Genomic DNA, 19,239 nt, shown 5'->3' with positions numbered 1-19,239 from the left:
CCGATCAAATGCAGAAAGAGGTACAGTGCATCGAGCACGGCCCCCTTCGTTTCCTTTCGAACCATCAGACCCTGATGCAGGTGGCCGCAAACCTCCGTCGTAGCCTCCCCGAGGACCTGCCGCCCCTGCCAGAGACGGACATCTGGGTCGGGGCCCACCGCTTCGGCAGGACGACCCGAACCCCCGGCCGCAAACTGATCGTGCTGCAGACGGAGCAGGTCAAGTACCTCCATGGCCACAAGATCAACCGCAAGCTGCGGCTGTCGAAACTGCTGCGCATCATGCTTCACGCCGATCTGGTCGTGGACTGGTCCCCGGCGCAACGGTCGGTCTACGGGCTGCTGCCCCGGCTGATGCCGGGCCGTTTCCTCTTCGGACCGTATGTCTTTCCGACCATCTGCCCGCCCCGCAGCGGCGGAGAGGGGATCATGAGCCATGGTGCGATCGACGAAAGACGCGCCCGCATCGTGGCCCGCCACCCCGAGATCGACCTGCGGCACAACGTCAGCCACTCAGAGGCGATGAAGGAAATCGCCGGGGCTGCCGCCGTCGCCAACCTGCACAGGCTCGAAGGCGTCTACACCGAGGTGCCGCGCATGCTCATGGCGTTGCAGAGCGGCAAGCCCGTGGTCTCGGAACCGCTCGCACCGCCCTTCGAGGAGGCATACCTGCCGCTTGGCGCGACGCTCGACCCGCAGACCCTGGACGCAGCCTATGCGTCGCTCTGCGACGTGGCGCGCGCCTATCCGATCATGGCCATGTTCGACCGGCTCGGCGGCAAGGCCTGACGCCCTACCCCCGCTCGTGGAAGAAGGCGTAGATCCGTTCGGCCAGCGCCTCCGACACGCCCTCCACCGCCTTCAGGTCCGCGAGGTTCGCGCGGCTGACCGCCTTTGCCGAGCCGAAGTGCTGCAGCAGCGCCCGCTTGCGCGCGGCCCCCACGCCCTGCACCTCGTCCAGCGGATTGGCCATCTGGGCCTTCGCCCGTTTCGCCCGGTGCGTGCCGATGGCAAAGCGGTGCGCCTCGTCGCGCAGCCGCTGCACGAAGTACAGCACGGGATCGTTGTGGCGCAGCGCAAAGGGCCTCTCTCCGGTGCGGTGGAACTCCTCCTTGCCGTGGTCGCGGTCCACGCCCTTGGCGACACCCACGAAGGGCACGTCCTGCACCCCCTGCTCGCGCATGATCTCTGCCACGGCACTGATCTGCCCGGCGCCACCGTCGATCAACATCAGGTCGGGCCACAGCCCCTTCGAGCGGTCGGGGTCGTCCTTCTTCAGCCGCACCAGCCGCCGTGTCAGGACCTCCTTCATCATGCCGAAGTCGTCCCCGGGCACGAGGTCCTCGCCCTTGATGTTGAACTTGCGGTACTGGTTCTTCATGAACCCGTCCGGGCCTGCGACGATCATCGCGCCCACCGCGTTGGTGCCCTGGATGTGGGAGTTGTCGTAGACCTCGATCCGCTGCGGCGGACCGTCCAGACCGAAAGCCTCCGCCAGCCCGCGCAGGAGCTTCGCCTGCGTCGCGGTCTCCGACATCTTGCGGCCGAGGCTTTCCTTCGCGTTGCGCAGCGCGCCCTCGACCAGCTCCGCCTTCTCGCCGCGCTGGGGCACGGAGATCTCGACCTTGCGGCCCAGCTTGTCCGACAGCGCCTGGCACATCAGGTCCTCGTCCTCGATCCCGTGCGACAAGAGCAGCAGGCGCGCCGGTTCCTTCTGGTCGTAGAACTGGCCGATGAAGGCCTCCATGACCTCCGCAGGGCCCACGTCGTCGCCCACACGCGGGTAGAAATCCTTGTTCCCCCAGTTCTGGTTCGCGCGGATGAAGAACACCTGCACACAGGCCTGGCCGTTCTCCATGTAAAGCGCGATCACGTCCGCCTCCGCGGTGGTCTGCGGATTGATCCCCTGCGCGGTCTGCACCTGCGTCAGCGCGCGGATGCGGTCGCGCAGGGCGGCGGCGCGCTCGAACTCCATCGCCTCGGAGGCCTCCATCATGTCGGCGGCCAGCTTCTCCTGGATCTCGGTCGACTTGCCCGACAGGTAGCGCGCCGCGTCGCGCACCGACGCCGCGTAGTCCTCCTCCGAGATCTTGCCGACACAGGGCGCCGAGCACCGCTTGATCTGATGCAGCAGGCAGGGGCGTGTGCGTCCCTCGAACTGGCTGTCGGTGCAGTTGCGCAGCAGGAAGGCCTTCTGCAGCTGGTTCAGCACCCGGTTCACCGCGCCCGCACTGGCAAAGGGACCGAAGTACTGGCCCTTCTCCGACTTCGCGCCGCGGTGCTTCTTGATCTGCGGAAAGGCGTGGTTGGTGACGATGATGTTCGGGAACGACTTGTCGTCACGCAGCAGCACGTTGAACTTCGGCTTGAGCTGCTTGATGAGGTTCTGCTCCAGCAGCAGCGCCTCGGTTTCCGTCCGGGTGGTCAGGAACATCATCGAGGCGGTCTCGCGGATCATCCGCTCGATCCGCCGCGAATGACCGTTCAGCCGCGCATAGTTCGACACCCGCGCGCGCAGGTTGCGCGCCTTGCCGACATACAGCACCCGGCTCTGCTCATCGAGCATCCGGTAGACGCCCGGGGACGTCTCAAGCGTCCTGAGATAGGATTGGATGACCTCGACCCCGCGGGGCGAGGTGGCGCTCTCCGGACTGTCGTTCATGTCACTCTGCCCATTCGGCTTCAACCTGTGTCGAATCCCCGTCTGCTGCAATGCCGGCGCCGCCGTTTCAAGCGGTATTACATCCACCGTTTCTGTGGATAAGTCTGGTGGCAAATTCGGGGCAGTGGCAAATTTCCATTGATTTCAGCCCACTTCGCCGGGATGCACAAAAATTAATCGCATTTTCAACCTATTGAAATCGCGATAAAATTTTTGGGTCACCCTACAAGTGGCTGAGACTCTTAGCATTTTCGTAACGCTTCCGTGACAGTTCCGTGAACCGTGCAAAACTTTCGCCGCCGTTGCTCACTCTACTTCCGTCACGTCAGGGGTCTCCCATGCCAGGTGCTGTCCGCCGTCGACGCACAGAAGCTGCCCGGTGACGGCCTTTGCCGACAGCAGGTAGACCAGCGCGGCGGTGATATCCTCACTGTCGGAGCCCCGTTCCAGCACCGTCGCGGCCCGCTGGGCGGCGAAATCCTCGTCCGACTGGCGGCCGCCGCGCAGGGTCGGCCCGGGGCCGATCCCGTTCACCCTGACACGCGGGGCAAGCGCCATCGCCGCCGTCCGGGTCATCGCCCAAAGCCCCATCTTCGCGATGGTGTAGCTCGCGAATTCCGGCGTCAGCTTGCGCACCCGCTGGTCGATCATGTTGACCACCATGGCCTGCGCCACAGGCTCGCCGCGGGCGTCCTTCAGCGGCTCCGGCGCCTGCTCCGCAAAGTTCTGGATCAGCACGAAGGGGGCGCGCAGGTTGCTCTCGATATGGCGGTCCCAGCTTTCGCGCGTGGCCGTGCCGTAGTCGTCATGCTCGAAGATGGAGGCGTTGTTCACCAGCGCCGTCAGCGGCCCGCCAAGGGCCTCCTGCGCGCGGCCCACCAGCGCCTGCACCTCGTCCTCGACCAGCAGGTCGGCCTGCAGCGTGACGGCCTTCTGCCCCATCCCGTGGATCTCCGCGGCGGTCTCCTCGGCGGCATCGGCGGACCCGCCGTAGTGCACCGCCACATCGTATCCCTGCTGCGCAAGCGTCAGCGCCATGTCGCGCCCCAGCCGCCGCGCGCCGCCTGTCACAAGCGCACGTTTTCCCTGTTCAGACATCAGGCCTCCGTTCAGACGATCACGAGGATGACATAGCCCACGTAGAGCGCGGACAAGATGACACCCCACATCCGGTTCAGGTCGCGTTTAAGGAACACGAAGGGCAGCAGCAGCAACGAGGCGCCCAGCATCACCGCAAGGTCAAAGGTCAGCTCCGGCAGCTCGAACGGCATGGGTGCGATCATCGAGGCCACGCCGATGATGGCCAGCAGGTTGAACATGTTCGACCCGATCACGTTGCCCAGGGCCACGTCCGCCTGCCGCCGCAGCGCCGCCATCACGGTGGTCGCCAGTTCCGGCAGCGAGGTGCCGACCGCGACCAGCGTCAGGCCGATCACCTCGTCGGAAACGTCGAACATGCGCGCGATCTCGGTCGCGCTGTCCACCAGCAGATCCGCCCCCAGCGGCAGGCCGATCAGGCCCAGCACGATGTAGAAGGCGATCTTCCACCACGGCATGTCCGGGTCGGCGCCTTCCGGTTCTTCCAGTTCCTCGTCGAGTTCGCCCGCCCGCCGGTGCGCCAGCGCGTCCTTGATCTGATCGGCGAGGATCCACGCCAGCACCGCCAGCAGCACGATGCCCGACTTCCAGTCGAAGACCTCGCGCACCGCCAGCCCGATGAACAGCACCGACGCGCAAAGCATCTGCACATAGCTCTTGCGGGTGTCGTGGGCAGAGGTGTGCATCACCGTGATCAGTGCAGGAATGCCCAGCACCATCAGGACGTTGGCCGTGTTGGAACCGATCACGTTGCCCAGTGCGATACCCGGCACGTTGCGCATTGCCGCCTGCACGGAGATCAGCATTTCCGGCGCGGACGTCCCGAAGGCGACGATCGTCAGGCTGACGATCAGCGCGGGGATGCCCACGCGCAGGGACAGGTTGACCGCGCCCTTGACCAAAGCGTCGCCCGCCAGAAGCAGGATCAGCAAGCCCAGCAGGGCATAGAGGAATACCATGTCAGCCTTTACCTTTCCGGCATGCGCAGGGGGCGTCGCCGATGCTGTAGCCCCCGCAGTGCGGGCACTTCTTGGCGCTCAGCATCGCCTTCTTGCGCAACTGTCCGATCTTCTTCGCCCCCGGCATGCGCCATTTGCCGAACACGCCCAGAAGGCCCATGACCAGCAGGAACAGGAGGACGATCTTTGCGATCACGAGAGGCCGAACCGTGCATAGTCGGCACGCTCCTCGATCTCACTCAACGCGCCCTGGGCGATCTGGACACCCAGGCGCGGCAGCAGGGGCCGCCTGGCCTCGTACCGCTTGAAGCGCACCTTGTCGCCGAAGCGCTGCTTCATCACCGGCACGAGGTGCCCGATGCCGTCGGCCAGACCCTGGTCGACCGCCGCCTGCCCCACCCAGATCTCGCCGGTGAAGAGGTCGGGGTTCGACGCCAGCTTCTCGCCGCGACGGGCCCGGATCTGGTTGATGAAGGTGTCGTGCAACTGCCCCAGCAGCCGGTTCAGACGGGCCACGTCCTCTTCGGTCTCGGGGCGGAACGGGTCCATCATCGACTTCGACTTGCCCGCCGTGTGCACCCGGCGCTCGATCCCCTGCCGCTGCAGGAAGACATGCGCCCCGAACCCCGAGGAGATCACCCCGATCGAGCCGAGGATGCTGCTCGCATCGGCCCAGATCTCGTCCGCGGCAGAGGCGATCCAGTAGCCACCGGAGGCCGCAACGTCCTCGACGAAGGCATAGACGGGAATGTTGTGCTGCTCGGACAGGCGGCGGATGCGCGCCCCGATCAGCGAGGACTGCACGGGCGACCCGCCCGGAGAGTTGATTTCAAGCGCCACGGCCTGCGGTTTCGACCGGAAGGCCTTCTCCAGCAGGGGGGCTGCGGTCCTGTCGCTCAGGTTGCCTCTGGCGGGAACGGAAATCGCGCCTTGCAGGCGCACGACCGACACCCGTGGCCGGCTCTTCACGAAAGGGATCCATCGTTTCATGCAAAGGCATGTAGAGGCCGCGAAGAAGTCAGACAAGACGGCCGACCCAAGAACACCGGGGAAACCACAGGTTTATGCGCCCTGATCGCCTTATGGATGCGCCCGTCCGCCCTTCCCCTGCGGAAAGGGCGGCGCGGTGCGGCAAAGGGCGGCCGCGGTCAGAAGCCGGTCAGAAGAACGACTGCGGGTCGATATCGATGGCCAGCCGCAGGTCGCCCTTAAGCTTCACCGGGCGCACCCAGTCGGCCAGCGCCCCCTGCAGCGCCACGCCCTTCTCGGCCCGCACCAGCAAACGCACGCGGTGCCGCCCCCGGACCCGGGCGATGGGCGCGGGCGCGGGACCGAAGACCTGTGCCCCAACCCGCCGCAGCGCGCCGTCGTTGCGCGCCAGCCAGTTGCCGAGGTCGAAGACCTCCTGCACGTCCGGCCCCGACAGGATGATCCCCGCCAGCCGTCCGAAGGGGGGCATCCCGCCCAGCCGGCGCTCGTCGGCCTCCGCGCTCCAGAACGCCTCCTCGTCACCGGCAAGGATCGAGCGGATCACCGGGTGCTCCGGCTGATAGGTCTGCAACAGCGCCTCGCCGCGCTTCTCCGCCCGCCCGGCGCGCCCCGCCACCTGCCGCATGAGCTGAAAGGTCCGCTCGGCCGCGCGCAGGTCCGATCCCTGCAGCCCGAGGTCCGCGTCGATCACCCCCACCAGCGTCAGCAGCGGGAAGTTGTGCCCCTTCGCCACAAGCTGCGTGCCGATGATGATGTCCGCGCCGCCCGCCGCGATCCCCTCGATCTGCGCCTTCAGCTCGCGCGCCGTGCCGTAAAGGTCCGAGGACAGCACCGCGATCCGCGCCTCGGGGAACTGCGCCTGCGCTTCCTCAGCCAGCCGTTCGACACCGGGGCCGACCGCGGCCAGCTTGTCCTCCGCGCCGCAGGACGGGCAGACCTCCGGCATGGGCTTCGTCTCGCCGCACTGGTGGCAGACCAGCCGCTTGAGGAAGCGGTGCTCCACCATCCGCGCATCGCAATGATCGCAGCCGATCTGCTGCCCGCAGGCCCGGCAGAGCGTCACCGGCGCATAGCCCCGGCGGTTGAGGAACAGAAGCGCCTGCTCTCCCCGCTCCATCCGCGCATTCACCGCCGCGGCCAGCGCGGGCGAGATCCAGCGGTTCGAGGGCACCTCCTGCCGCCGCATGTCGATGGTGCGCATTTCCGGCAGCACCGCCTCGCCGAAGCGCGAGGTCAGGACCAGCCGCCGGTACTTGCCCGCATCCGCATTGGCCCAGCTTTCGAGGCTGGGCGTGGCGGAGGCCAGCACCACCTGCGCGCCGAGGATGGAGGCCCGCAGCACCGCCATGTCCCGCGCGTTGTAGAGGACACCGTCCTCCTGCTTGTAGGAAGTGTCGTGTTCCTCGTCGACGACGATCAGCCCAAGCCGCTGGAACGGCAGGAACAAGGCAGAGCGCGCGCCAACCACCATCTGCGCGCGGCCCTCGCCGACCATACGCCAGACGCGGCGCCGCTCCGTCATGGTCACGCCGGAATGCCACTCCGCGGGCCGCGCGCCGAAGCGGGCCTCCACCCGGGCGAGGAACTCCGCCGAAAGCGCGATCTCCGGCAGAAGGACCAGCGCCTGCCGCCCCTGCCGCAGGCATTCGGCGACCGCCTCGAGGTAGACCTCCGTCTTGCCGGACCCGGTCACCCCCTTCAGCAGCACGGTGCCATAGGTGCCCGCCCGCTGACCGTCGCGCAGAACATCCGCCGCCGCCGCCTGATCCTCCGTCAGGTCCTTGCCGCCATAGTCGGGGTCGAGCGCGGGGAAGGCCGTGTCGCGCGGGCTTTCCTCCTCGCGGATGGCGCCGCTCTTCACCAGCCCCTTCACCACGGAAGAGGTCACGCCCGCCGCCTCCGCCAGCTCGCCCAGCGTCAGCGCGAGGCCGCCCAGCTCTTCCGAGGCCGCGATCACCCGCCGACGGGCGTCGGTCATCCGCTCCGGCTCGCCCTCGCCCCGGCGGTAGACCTTGCGCATCGACGGCCCGTCGCCGAGCCCCGGCGCGCGGGTCGCCAGCCGCAGCATCGCGGGCATCGGCGTCAGCGTGTAGGCCCCGGCCTTTTCGAGGAAGGCGCGCATCTCGGCCCGCATCGGCGCCGCGTCGAGCACCCGGATCACGCTGCGCAGCTTTGCGGCGTCGAACTGGCCCTCGCCCGGCCCCCAGACCACGCCCAGCACCTTGCGCGGGCCCAGCGGCACCTCGACATAGGCACCAAGGAAACAGCCGCCCTCCGGCGCGCGGTAATCCAGCAGCCGGTCCAGCGGCTGCGCCGTCAGCACGCCGACGCGCGCGCCCTGTTCGAAGAACTCCTGCATGCCCGACAGATGGCGCAAACCGGGGGCCACCGCAATAACCCGCGCCAGCCAACCGCACTGCGGATGGGCTTGCCGACTGTCCCGTCACGGCGGGGCGGCGACATCTGCAACGCCTGACCGGGGACCGCGCCGAGACCCGCTGTGACCCGGCTTTTGCCCCCGGTGACGTCGCCGGGACACACAGCAACGCCCCTCCTGCCGGTCTGCAAGGATCCGGCGGCATTCCGTTAGCGCAAACCTAACTCTTTCGGAGGCGCCCGTCATGGGGTAAGACACGCGGGACTCTCATCAGGCCGCGCAAGGGGACCGATCATGAAATTCTTCGTAGACACCGCCGACATCGACGCCATCCGGGAACTGAACGACCTCGGCATGGTCGACGGCGTGACCACCAACCCCTCCCTCATCAAGAAATCCGGCCGCGACATCCTCGAGGTGACGAAGGAAATCTGCGACCTCGTCTCCGGCCCCGTCTCGGCCGAAGTCGTCGCCACCGAGGCCGACGCGATGATCGCCGAAGGCCGCCGCCTGGCCGAGATCGCCGAGAACATCGCCGTGAAGGTGCCGCTGACCTGGGACGGCCTGAAGGCCTGCAAGACGCTGTCGGACGAGGGCCGCATGGTCAACGTGACGCTCTGCTTCTCCGCCAACCAGGCGCTGCTGGCGGCCAAGGCCGGCGCGACCTTCATCTCTCCGTTCATCGGCCGTCTCGACGACCTGAACCTCGACGGGATGGAGCTGATCGCCGACATCCGCGAGATCTACGACAACTACGGGTTCGAAACGCAGATCCTCGCCGCGTCGATCCGCACCGCCAACCACATGAGCGACGCGGCCAAGATCGGCGCAGACGTGGCCACCGCCCCGCCGGCGGTGATCAAGGCCATGGCGAACCATATCCTGACCGACAAGGGTCTCGCGCAGTTCGTCAAGGACGCCGCGGACGCGGGTATCAAGATCGTCTGACGCACTCGCGGGCGGGGCGCCGCCCCGCCCTGCGGGACCGCCGCGACGACATGTAGGGTGGGGCTTTGCGCCACCCTTTTTCCTTGCGGAACGCGCGGACCGGGGCGCTGCCCCGGACCCCGAGGTATTTCGGCCAAGATGAAGGGCGGGCGGCGTGCCCGGGGCTCAGACGTTGGGTTCGCCCTGCAGGCCGAGGATCTTGCGGAACCCCGTCCAGTAGCCCGGCAGGCGCGGCGCGTCCTGAAGGCCCGGCAGAGCCTCCCCGGCCCAGGGCGCCATTTCCCGCGCGACGAACTCCCGCCCCCAGGCGAGGTAGGCCTCCGCGTCGTCGGGGCGCAGGCGGCAGGCCGAGCCCACCAGCCCGACCAGCGTTTCCGCCGGCGAATACCATTCGTCCTGGATGCCGGTGACGCGCGCCTTCAGGAACGGCCCCACCACGCGCATCAGCCGCTTTTCGGAGAACTGGAGCAGCATCCTGCCCATCTCGTCGCGGCTGTAGTGGATCAGCGGCGGGAAGGTGTCGAAGAACACCGCATCCCCGTCGACGATGGCGAAGTTGCGGATCGAGGGGTGGAAGCCGATGCGCCCGTCGAAGCCTTCGGCCCAGTGCCAGAAGCGGGCGATGACCTGGCCCGCCGCCTCCATCATCTGCACGGTTTCGTCGAGTGGGCGGCTCTGCATCAGCGGGCGCATCAGGCCGGCGGGGTCGAGCGCCTCCTGCACGATCACCGGCACGCGCGCCTGTGCGCCCATGTCGACAAGGTGGAATTCCGTTTCCGGCAGCGGCACGCGGGCGGCGTGCAGCGCCGCCACGTAGTCGTCGTGGCAGGCCGCGAGGCGGTCCATCACCGCCGGGTCGGGCAGGCCGCGGTAGACCTTGATCACCCGGTCGGCCAGCGGGCCGTTTGCCGGGCGGAAGGGCGCGCAGAAGTAGCCCAGCCGCGAAACCGGCTGGCCCTCGGCTTCGCCATGGGCGCGCCACGCCGCGAGGATGTCTGCGTGATCGGTCGTGCGACCTGTGCTTTTGCCTGCCATGAGGGGGCACCTCCGTCTTCTGGCCCGGGCGGGCCGTCCGGTGCCCTTAGCGCGGTTTCAGCCGCTCCGCCACCTCTGCGACGAGGGCGGCGATCTCTTCGCGGGCCGGGCCCCGGGTCTCCATGGCGCCACGGCCGTGGCCCATCGCCTCGGCGTAGCCCACCCGCTGCGCCACCGCCGCGTCGGCCAGCGGCGCGCCCAGCTTCCTGGCCGCCTCCATCACCTCGGCGCCGAGGCGCGTGCCCGACCGCGTGCGGTTCAGCACCAGGAGCACCGGCTTGTTCTCGCGGTCGGCGAGGTCCATCACCCCTTCGGTCGCCCAGAGGTCCATGTGCCCGACCGAGATCGGCACCACGACCAGATGCGCCACGCGGAGTGCCGGGCGCAGGTCGCTGTCCACCTTCGGCGGCGTGTCGATCACCACCACGTCGCAGACGTTGACCATCTTGCGCACCTCCATCGAGATGCCCCAGGCCGAGGATGTCGCGAACTCCAGCCGCTCGCAGGCGGATTCGTCCGCCTCGAAGCGCGTCATGTACCAGCGCCCGAGACTGCCCTGCGGGTCGAGGTCGATCAGCCCGACGGTCTTGCCCTCGGCCCGGAACCCCAGCGCCAGATGCGCCGCCAGCGTCGTCTTGCCCGATCCGCCCTTCTGCTGGGCCACGGTTATCACTTGTCCTGCCATCGTCCATCCCCCCGGGAGCCTGCCGCGATTGTGCACCTGCAGCATGGCCGGTTCCAGCCCCTTCCGCGGTCCCGGCACCGCGACACTTCGCGCCGACGGTAAACCGCCCGCACCCGGGCCTTTACGGCACCTTAACCAACATTGCGCCAGGATTACCACGTCTGCCGTATCCGGAGTGTCGCGCCATGCGCCTTTGCGCCGCCGTCCTTGCCGTGACCATCCTCGTCCTGACCTGCTTCGGCTGCGCCCCGGCGCAGGCGGGCGCCTGGCAGCGCGAGAAGGGGGCGGGGTTTGCCATGGTCTCGGCGCAGGTGTCCTGGCCGCAGGACCTTCTCCTTGCCACGGCGTTCGGGCCAACGGAGGATTACCAGACCTTCTACCTCGAATACGGGCTGACGCCGCGGCTGACCCTCGGGCTCGACCTCGGGCGGTCGGTGTCGGGCGGCGACAAGACCATCGTGTTCTTCCAGACGCCGCTGCGCGACCGGGACAAAGGGCCGAAGGTGGCGGCGCAGCTGGGCCTTGGCCGGATCGACTCCGACACCGTGGTGCGGCCCGGGCTGTCCGTCGGCTGGGGGCTGGAACGCGGCTGGGTCTCGGTCGACGCGCTGGCAGAGATGCACACCGGCACCGGGCGCAACGACCTGAAGCTGGACGTGACATGGGGCCGGAACCTGAAGGACGACCGCAAGCTGATCCTGCAGATGCAGAGCGGCCTCAGGCAGGGGGACCCGGCCTTCGCCCGCCTCGTGCCGTCCTACGTGGTCCCGCTCGGCCAGCGGCTGAAGGCAGAGGTCGGCGGCACCTACGGGCTGACCGGCGACAGCTCCATGGGGCTGAAGTTCGGCCTCTGGACCGAGTTCTGAACGCGACTCCCCGCCCCGCCCGAAAGACCCACCACCTGACCGGTATCCGGACAGCCTGCGCCACCTCCGGTTTTCCTGACTTTCGCCTTGCGCGCAAAGCGGTAGACAGGAGGGCAGGACAAAGTTCATGCGATATGCCCTTTCAGACCCTGGTTCGGATCCTGGCCCGGGCCGCGCTTGCGGCCCTCATCCTTTTTCATGCGGAGACGGCGATGGCCCGCGCTGACGAATACCTCTGCTCCCCGATGAGCGGTCAGCTTGTCGACGCGGACGGTGCGCCCGTTCCCGACACGCCGGTGCGCCGCGCGTGGTTCTGGCGCGGCAAGCGGGGCGAGGACAGCACCGTGACCGATGCCGAGGGCCGGTTCTCCTTCGGCGCCGTGCCGCCGAAGCGCGGGATCTTCGAGATGATCCCCGCGCGCGAGGCGGTGACCCAGGACTTCTACGCCGACCTGCCCGACGGCGCCTTCCAGTTCCTCTACCTGTCGACCCGTGGCCTGACGCTGAATGCCGAAACCGATGGCCGCCCCTTCAACGTCCGCTGTGCCATCGGCGTGGAGCCCCACGCCGACGACATCCACTTCGGCACCTGCACCCTGATCGAGTGAAGGACACGCCATGACCCTCCTGACCGGCAGCCAGGCCGCCACCTTCGCCGATCTCGCCTACGACACTGCCGCGGCGACCGACGACGCGGCGGCCACGTGGCGCGCGAAGGGATCGCTGGCGGCGGCGCAGAAGAAGAAGGGCCGCGGTACGGCGGACCTGTCGGAGTTCTCCACCCTCACCGGCTTCACCGGGCAGTCCGGCGCGTTCTCTCTGCGCGACACCTCGGGCTTCGGCGCGGTGTTCGAGACGCGGAACGGCGGCGGCGGGCGCGACCTCGTGGTGGCGTTCCGGGGCAGCGTGTCGGCCAGCGACTGGGTGTCCAACTTCAACTTCGGGATGGACCGCGGCCCGGGGGACTGCATCGTGCATTCGGGCTTCAACCGGATCTACAGGACCTTCCAGGACGACCTGCACCACATCGTCGACGCAGCAAAGCCCGAAACGCTGCACTTCGTCGGGCATTCGCTGGGCGGGGCGATGGCGACGCTGGCCATGGCGGACTACGGGCTGAGGGGCGGCGCGGCCTGCCGGCTCTATACCTTCGGCACGCCCCGGATCGGCGGCTTCGGCCTGTCCTCGCAACTGCGCCGGGTGCTGACGCCGGGCACCGTGCGGCGGGTCTACTCCGTGTCCGACCCGGTGCCGATGCTGCCCGTCCTGCCCTTCCAGCACTTTGCCGCCGGGGCGACAGGGCTCGACTTCGGCTTCACGTACATCACGCCCCGCGCGCACGACCGCATCCAGTACCGCAACCGGATGCCGTCGTCCGGCTGGCCCGCCGCCACGCCGCTGGCGCAGAAGAGCGACCCGGACTACTGGCTGGGGCTGGCGGAGAAGGCGCAGGGCTTCTCGGCGCTGGGCTACCACGCGCTGTCGATGGCGCTGCGCGGCATCATGCGGATGGTCAACATGGCCGGGCTGGCGCTGTCGGCCGGGATCACCGTGCTCGACCGCATGGTGGAGGCGATACACCAGGGCGCGCTCCTGTCGAAGAAGATCGCCGAGACCACGCTGCGCTTCGTCAAGGCGGCGCTCAGGATGTGCGGACGGCTGGCCCTGCGCGCCGCCGTCACCGCCGCCGACCTGACGGTGGAGTTCCTGCAGACCGTTTTCGACATGATGCTGGCGCCGGTGCGCCGCTCTGCCCTGCTGGCACTGAGCGCGGCCTGAACGCGCAAAGGCCGCGCCCCCGGCAGGGAACGCGGCCTATCACCCCCGAAGAACGGCTCACACGTCGCAGCGCATCGTCACCGCCACGTCGCCCAGCACCGGCACCGGCCAGACCAACTGCACCCTGTCCTTGTTGCTGCCGATGCCGGCCTGCTCAGGCCGCCACGTCGGGCGTCTGCAGGAACTGCACGCCGGAAATCCGCCAGGCGCCGTCCACCTCCAGCATGCGGTAATCCAGCGCAAAGTTGCGGCCGCGTCCGTCGGTGACATAGACCTCCTGCCACAGCGCGCCGTCGATCATCCGGAGATCGCCGAACAGCACGCCCGAGGGCTTCCAGACCATCGGGTAGCCGTTGCGCACCATGTCGCCGAAGATCTTCGGCGTACGGAACATGCTCTGGATGTTGGGGGCCGCGAACTCGAACGCGCTTTCGACGTCCTCGGCGATGAAGGCGTCCATCTGCTGGCGGATGACGCCCTCTATGGCGGGATCGCGGGGCTGCACCTCCTCGTCGGCGCTCACCGCACCGACCAGCAGCATCCCCGCCAGTCCCATCAGCATGACCAATTTCAGCAATCCGCGCATGACGTGCCTCCCCTGCATGTGTCGCAAGGTAAGGCACGCAGGCGGCCGGTCAAAAGTTTCAACCGCCCGCCGTCAGGCGTCAGGATGCCGGACTGGCGCTCAGGCGGTCAGTTCGCCCGCCAGTGCCGTCTCGATCAGCGAAGCGGTTTCCGACACGCCGTAAAGCGCGATGAACCCGCCGAAACGCGGGCCCTGGCTCTGGCCCAGAAGCACCTCGTACAGCGCCTTGAACCAGTCGCGCAGGTTCTCGAACCCGTGCTCCTTGCCGACGGCAAAGACCAGCGACTGCAGCGCCTCGTCGTCGGCGCCGCCGTCCCAGCCGCGCAGCCGGGCCGCGAGGTCCTCCATCGCCGCGCGCTCCTGCGCGTCGGGCGCGCGGAAGACCTTCGACGGCTTCACGAAGTCCTCGTAGTACTTCACGGCAAAGCCCGCCGCCGCGTCGAGGTCGGGATGCGTCTCGGGCGTGGCATCGGGCGCGTAGCGGTTGATGAAGGCCCACATCGCCGCCTTGTCCTCCGCCCCGGCCGCCGACGCGAGGTTCAGCAGCATGGAGAACGGCACCACAAGCGTGCTTTCCGGGACGTCGCCGCCGTGGATGTGCCACACCGGGTTGTTGAGCTGCGCCGCGGCGTCCTGCCCGTGATAGGCCCGGAGCTGCTGGTGATACTCGTCCACCGCCTTCGGGATCACGTCGAAATACAGCCGCTTCGCCGTCTTCGGCTTCTGGAACATGAAGTAGGACAGCGACTCGGTCGAGGCATAGCTCAGCCACTCGTCGATCGAGATGCCGTTGCCCGACGACTTGGAGATTTTCTGCCCCTTGTCGTCAAGGAACAGCTCATAGGTGAAGTGCTCGGGCGCACGCGCCCCCAGCGCCCGGCAGATGCCGTCGTAGATCGGCGTGTTGGTCGAATGGTCCTTGCCATACATCTCGAAATCGACGCCAAGCGCCGCCCAGCGGGCGCCGAAGTCCGGCTTCCATTGCAGCTTCACCTGCCCGCCGGTCACCGGCAGCGTCCATTCGCGCCCGGTCTCGTCGTCAAAGGTGATCTCGCCCTTCGCCGCATCGACGTTCTTCATCGGCACGTACATCACGCGGCCCGTCTCCGGGTGGATCGGCAGGAAAATCGAATAGGTCTGCTGGCGCTCCTCGCGCAGCGACTTCAGCATGATCTTCATCAGGTCGTCGTACCGCTCCGCCGCGCGCAGCAGCGTCTCGTCGAACTGGCCCGACTTGTAGAACTCCGTGGCCGAGATGAACTCGTATTCGAACCCGAAGGTGTCGAGGAACCGTCGCAGCATGGCGTTGTTGTGGTGGCCGAAGGACTCGTGCGTCTCGAACGGATCGTAGACCGAGGTCAGCGGCTTCTGCAGGTCCTCCCGCAGGCGCTCCTGGTTCGGGACGTTGCCCGGCACCTTGCGCATCCCGTCCATGTCGTCCGAGAAACAGATCAGCCGCGTCGGAATGTCCGAGATCTCCTGGAAGGCCCGGCGGATCATCGAGGTCCGCGCCACTTCGCCAAAGGTGCCGATATGCGGCAGGCCCGAGGGGCCGTAACCCGTCTCGAACAGCACGTAACCCTTTTCCGGCGGCGTCTTTTCGTAGCGTTTGAGGATCCGGCGCGCCTCTTCAAAGGGCCAGGCCTTTGCCGTCATGGCGGCGTCACGCAGATCGGACATGTCCGGAACTCCTCGGGATCATCAGGGGGTGGATACCGCGCGCTTCCTATTGCCCCGGCGCGCCGGGGTCAATAAACAGCGGATATACGAGACTTGCTGACCAGACGAAGGCTTCGACCATGACCGACGTGACACACCCGCTCAGCCCGCAGGACTGCCTCGTGGCCCTGATGATCGCGGTCTCCGCCTCGGACGAGAACGTCCGCACCTCGGAACTGGTCAAGATCGACTCCGCGGTGAACCTGCTGCCGGTCTTCGCCGACTACGACAACGACCGGATCGGCGCCATGTCGCGGCTGGTGTTCGAGCTGTTCGACCAGGAAGACGGGCTCGACGCGCTCTTCGGCCTGATGCGGGACAACCTGCCCGAGCGCCTGTTCGAGACCGCCTATGCGCTGGCCTGCGACGTGGCGGCTGCCGACGGCACGCTGCGGGAAACCGAACTCAGGCTGCTCGAAGAGATTCGCTACGAATTGAACATAGATCGCCTGCACGCCGCCGCGATCGAGCGCGGCGCCCGCGCGCGTCACCTTTCCCTCTGATATCGCCGCAGAAAACGCGCCCGACCGCGGCATTTTCGCATCGGTCGGCGCGAATGTCGCCGCGAACCCCTCAGGGGTCAGGATTCCCGGACTGACCGGGCGTTAACGGCATTGTATCCTCTGGATCGGCATATTTTCGCCAATTGCGCTGCCCGCGTTTTCCTGGAGGGACAATTATGAACCGATTTCTTGCTGCCGCCTTCGGTGCGGTGATGACCTGCCTTCTGCCGCTGGGCGCGCTTGCCGCGCCGCTCGTGGCGCAGGTCGATATCTCGTCGCAGACCATGACGGTGATCTACAACGGCCAGGTGGCCTACCAGTGGCCGGTCTCGACCGCGCGCAGCGGGAAGTACACGCCGCGCGGCGCTTGGTCGGCGAAATGGCTGTCGCGCCACCACAAGTCGAGCCTCTACAACAACGCGCCCATGCCCTACGCGATCTTCTTCAACGGCAATTACGCGATCCACGGCACCGACCAGATCTCGCGCCTGGGGCGTCCGGCCTCGGCGGGCTGCGTGCGGCTGCACCCGGAACACGCCGCCGTGCTCTTCGGCCTGACCCAGCAGGTCGGCAAACAGAACATGCGCGTGGTCATCACCAACTGAGCCGGAGGCGGGGCGGCGCAAAGCCCCGCCCTACCCTGCGTTCCGCGGGCGGACGGGCCTTGCAACGATCCGCGGACAGGTGCCCGTGGCACGCGAGGCCGTTGACGTGGCCGGAAAAGGCCCGCTGCGGGCCGTGATGCCAACCAGAAGCCGATAAGCCCAGCGCCCGGCTCAGGTCTCGTAAAGCACGCCCCAGCGTTCGATCAGCGCCTGCTGCAGCATCTTCGCCCGGACGTTCCAGGACGAGGCGCCGTCAGGGCGTTCCCGTTCCTCCACCGTCAGCTTGGCGCGGCGGTCGAGATCGGCGGTGAAGATCGCAAAGGCCAGTTCCCGCCCCTTCGGCAGGTCGGCAAAGCCCGCCAACCCGCTGACGAAGTTCAGCGTCCCGGTCTTCGCATGGACCGCGATCGGGTGGTTGTCCATCACGCGGCGCTGGGCGTCGCGCATCAGGAAGGGTTTCATCAGCGGTTTCAGCTGCTTGTCGCGGTGCAGGGCGACAAGCGCCTCCATCATCCGCGCGGCTGGCACACGGCTCAGGTCGCCCAGACCCGAATGATCGACCAGCCCGATCTCCGGCACGCCCAGGCTCTCCTTCGCCCAGTCGTTCAGCGCGCCCGCGGATTCGCGCAGGTCGCGCGGCAACCGCCCCAGGCGCGCCCGGCTGGCCGACAGGCCCACGACCTCCGCCGTCAGGTTGGTCGAATAGGTCATCATGTCGTGCAGGATGTCGGTCAGCAGGCCGCTTTCGATGCGGGCCACGGGCTCTGCCCCCTCGGGCAGATCCTCGATCACCTGCGGCGCGCCCAGCTTGATGCCCTGCGCACGGGCGAAGCTCTGGAACACCTCGCCGGCGTAAAGCTCCGGCTTGCGGACCGGCAGCCAGCGCGCCCCGCCAGAGCCCAGCGCGCCCTTCGCCACGGTCCAGGCGTCCTGCCCGTTGGCGTCGTTGTAGGTGTAGACCGGCATGCTCCGGGCCTCGACGGCCATGCGCGCCATGCGCACCTCCGGCCGGTGCGCGCCCGACCGCGCGTCCATCGTGACCTCGTACTCGGCCCCGGCCCGGCGCCACTCGAAATGCACCCGGTTGTAATTCAGGCAAAGGCCGGACACCGCCGGGTTGTAGCCCACATGGTCGGGCTGGGCGGTGTCGATGTCGTGCTGGTAGGGCAGCGCGCCGCCCCAGACGCGGAAGCCGCCGGTCGCGCCGGTGACGCCCGCCGCCTTCAGCCGCTGCGCCAGCGTGGCGAGGTGATCGGTCTCCAGCGTCGGATCGCCGCCGCCGGCGAGGATCACGTCGCCCTGCACCACGCCGTCCGTCACGGCGCCGGTCACAAGCACCCGCGTCTCGAAGCGGTGATCGGGGCCCAGATGGGCCAGCGCGTAGCCCGATGTCAGCGCCTTGGCGACGCTGGCGGGCGGCAGGCCGATCTCGGCATCATGGCTTTCCAGCACCTCGCCGGTGGCCGCGTCCGAGACGCAGAACCCCACGGTGCCGTCGAGCTTCGCCCGCGCGATGATCTCCTCGATGGAGGGCAGGTTGCGCAGCCGCAGGTCGTCGCCCCGGGCCACCGGCCTGAGCGACACCTCTGGCGGCCGCGCCATGGCTCCGCCTGCGGAAAGCGCCAGGGCGCCCGCGCCGAAAAGAAAGGAACGTCTTGAAACCCCGGTGGTCATGACGGCGATCTAAGCCAATCCGACAGCCCGCCGCAACCGGGCAATTGGGCCCGGGCGTTCACGTTTTCGACCCCCAGCGGCCGTCCGCCCGAAGCGCGCTCGAACTGTCCGGGCGCATCGGCATGTTGACGAAACACCACGCCGGCGCCGCCGCCGACCCCAGCAGCCGCGAGGCCCGGGCGGGGATACGGGCATCGGCATAGGTCCGCGCCGCGACCGACCTCTGCGCCGAGAGCCTGTGGCCCGGACGGGCCAGCACGCCCACCGGCACGCGGTCCAGGATGTCGTGCCAGTTGTCCCAGCGGTGGAACTGCACGAGGTTGTCGGCACCCATCAGCCAGGTGAACCGCACACGCGGGCAAAGCCCGGTCAGCGCGGCCAGCGTCTCGGCGGTGTAGCGCGTGCCCAGCCGGTCCTCGATGTCGCTGACGGAGATGGCGGGATGGCCGCCGAGGATGGCCTCTGCCACCGCCACCCGCTCGGCCAGGGGTGCGGGCGGATGGGGTTTCAGCGGGTTGCCGGGGCTCACCAGCCACACCACCCGGTCGAGGCCGAAACGCTTCAGCGCCTCCCTCGAAAGCTGCACGTGCCCCATGTGCGGGGGATCGAACGATCCGCCCAGCAGTCCCACGCGGGCGCCGGGCCGGAACGCGGATGGCATGTCCGACGGTCTCAATCGCGGGTCCTGTTCCTGCGTGGCTCCTGTTTTCAGGCCTACGCATTCCCGGGGCCCGGATCAAGCGGATCGCCGTCA

The 19,239-nt window shown here is 68.1% G+C and carries 19 protein-coding genes; 7 read left to right on the top strand and 12 right to left on the bottom strand.

Features of this window, described 5'->3' with window-relative positions; genetic code table 11:
- Positions 1-8 precede the first annotated feature (8 nt).
- Positions 9-788, top strand: a complete 780-nt coding sequence (locus QNI11_RS03765; protein ID WP_283982390.1) for a hypothetical protein — start codon at positions 9-11, stop codon at positions 786-788.
- A 4-nt stretch (positions 789-792) separates the two neighbouring features.
- Here the strand turns inward: QNI11_RS03765 and uvrC are convergent, their stop codons facing one another.
- The 6 genes from uvrC to QNI11_RS03735 form a co-directional block, all read right to left on the bottom strand.
- Entirely contained in the window at positions 793-2,661 is a 1,869-nt protein-coding gene (gene uvrC / locus QNI11_RS03760; protein WP_100927791.1) for an excinuclease ABC subunit UvrC, read from the bottom strand.
- Positions 2,662-2,967: 306 nt separating this feature from the next.
- Positions 2,968-3,759: an SDR family oxidoreductase gene (locus QNI11_RS03755; protein WP_283982389.1), complete on the bottom strand. Its 792-nt coding sequence runs from the start codon at positions 3,757-3,759 to the stop codon at positions 2,968-2,970.
- Between the two features lie 11 nt (positions 3,760-3,770).
- A complete protein-coding gene (locus QNI11_RS03750; protein ID WP_100927793.1) occupies positions 3,771-4,718 on the bottom strand; it encodes a calcium/sodium antiporter in 948 nt (315 codons plus the stop codon).
- 1 nt (position 4,719) lies between these two features.
- Entirely contained in the window at positions 4,720-4,914 is a 195-nt protein-coding gene (locus tag QNI11_RS03745; RefSeq protein ID WP_100927794.1) for a hypothetical protein, read from the bottom strand.
- Complete coding sequence (locus QNI11_RS03740) at positions 4,911-5,708, bottom strand: S49 family peptidase (RefSeq protein ID WP_283982388.1); 798 nt, start codon at positions 5,706-5,708, stop codon at positions 4,911-4,913. Before QNI11_RS03740 ends, QNI11_RS03745 begins: the two co-directional genes overlap by 4 nt.
- A 169-nt stretch (positions 5,709-5,877) precedes the next feature.
- Positions 5,878-8,067 carry a primosomal protein N' gene (locus tag QNI11_RS03735; RefSeq protein WP_100930844.1) on the bottom strand — a complete coding sequence of 730 codons (2,190 nt, stop codon included), beginning with the start codon at positions 8,065-8,067 and terminating at the stop codon, positions 5,878-5,880.
- A gap of 312 nt (positions 8,068-8,379) precedes the next feature.
- Between QNI11_RS03735 and fsa the strand changes: the two genes are divergently transcribed.
- Positions 8,380-9,033, top strand: a complete 654-nt coding sequence (fsa, locus tag QNI11_RS03730) for a fructose-6-phosphate aldolase (protein WP_100927796.1) — start codon at positions 8,380-8,382, stop codon at positions 9,031-9,033.
- Positions 9,034-9,198: 165 nt separating this feature from the next.
- Here fsa and QNI11_RS03725 read toward each other — a convergent pair whose 3' ends face one another.
- Both QNI11_RS03725 and parA read right to left on the bottom strand, forming a co-directional pair.
- The gene (locus QNI11_RS03725) at positions 9,199-10,068 is read right to left on the bottom strand and encodes a DUF6206 family protein (RefSeq protein ID WP_283982387.1); all 870 of its coding nucleotides are present in this window, start codon (positions 10,066-10,068) and stop codon (positions 9,199-9,201) included.
- Positions 10,069-10,114: 46 nt separating this feature from the next.
- Positions 10,115-10,753 (bottom strand): ParA family partition ATPase, encoded by a 639-nt coding sequence (parA, locus tag QNI11_RS03720; protein ID WP_100930845.1) that lies wholly within the window; start codon positions 10,751-10,753, stop codon positions 10,115-10,117.
- Between the two features lie 185 nt (positions 10,754-10,938).
- Here parA and QNI11_RS03715 point away from each other — a divergent pair, with 185 nt between their 5' ends.
- The 3 genes from QNI11_RS03715 (at position 10,939) to QNI11_RS03705 (ending at position 13,398) form a co-directional block, all read left to right on the top strand.
- Positions 10,939-11,619, top strand: coding sequence for a hypothetical protein (locus QNI11_RS03715; RefSeq protein WP_283982386.1), 681 nt, complete (start codon positions 10,939-10,941; stop codon positions 11,617-11,619).
- Between the two features lie 212 nt (positions 11,620-11,831).
- On the top strand, positions 11,832-12,227 hold the full coding sequence (locus QNI11_RS03710) for a DUF6795 domain-containing protein (RefSeq protein WP_157814925.1): 396 nt from the start codon (positions 11,832-11,834) through the stop codon (positions 12,225-12,227).
- A 10-nt stretch (positions 12,228-12,237) separates the two neighbouring features.
- Positions 12,238-13,398 (top strand): lipase family protein, encoded by a 1,161-nt coding sequence (locus QNI11_RS03705; RefSeq protein WP_100927800.1) that lies wholly within the window; start codon positions 12,238-12,240, stop codon positions 13,396-13,398.
- Between the two features lie 154 nt (positions 13,399-13,552).
- Here QNI11_RS03705 and QNI11_RS03700 read toward each other — a convergent pair whose 3' ends face one another.
- Both QNI11_RS03700 and QNI11_RS03695 read right to left on the bottom strand, forming a co-directional pair.
- Complete coding sequence (locus tag QNI11_RS03700) at positions 13,553-13,984, bottom strand: DUF4864 domain-containing protein (protein ID WP_254698341.1); 432 nt, start codon at positions 13,982-13,984, stop codon at positions 13,553-13,555.
- A 99-nt stretch (positions 13,985-14,083) separates the two neighbouring features.
- Positions 14,084-15,664: a lysine--tRNA ligase gene (locus QNI11_RS03695; protein WP_100927802.1), complete on the bottom strand. Its 1,581-nt coding sequence runs from the start codon at positions 15,662-15,664 to the stop codon at positions 14,084-14,086.
- A 119-nt stretch (positions 15,665-15,783) separates the two neighbouring features.
- Between QNI11_RS03695 and QNI11_RS03690 the strand changes: the two genes are divergently transcribed.
- The gene (locus QNI11_RS03690) at positions 15,784-16,206 is read left to right on the top strand and encodes a tellurite resistance TerB family protein (RefSeq protein WP_005860662.1); all 423 of its coding nucleotides are present in this window, start codon (positions 15,784-15,786) and stop codon (positions 16,204-16,206) included.
- A 176-nt stretch (positions 16,207-16,382) separates the two neighbouring features.
- Complete coding sequence (locus QNI11_RS03685) at positions 16,383-16,811, top strand: L,D-transpeptidase (protein WP_100927803.1); 429 nt, start codon at positions 16,383-16,385, stop codon at positions 16,809-16,811.
- 171 nt (positions 16,812-16,982) lie between these two features.
- Here the strand turns inward: QNI11_RS03685 and dacB are convergent, their stop codons facing one another.
- On the bottom strand, positions 16,983-18,485 hold the full coding sequence (gene dacB, locus QNI11_RS03680) for a D-alanyl-D-alanine carboxypeptidase/D-alanyl-D-alanine-endopeptidase (protein WP_100927804.1): 1,503 nt from the start codon (positions 18,483-18,485) through the stop codon (positions 16,983-16,985).
- Positions 18,486-18,543: 58 nt separating this feature from the next.
- Positions 18,544-19,146: a nicotinate-nucleotide adenylyltransferase gene (locus QNI11_RS03675; RefSeq protein WP_283982385.1), complete on the bottom strand. Its 603-nt coding sequence runs from the start codon at positions 19,144-19,146 to the stop codon at positions 18,544-18,546.
- Between the last annotated feature and the right edge of the window lie 93 nt (positions 19,147-19,239).

Source organism: Sagittula sp. MA-2 (genome assembly GCF_030126985.1).
In the GTDB taxonomy this organism is placed as follows: Bacteria; Pseudomonadota; Alphaproteobacteria; order Rhodobacterales; family Rhodobacteraceae; genus Sagittula.
Note: the sequence above shows the minus strand (reverse complement) of the source record. Positions and strands in the feature narration are given on the sequence as shown.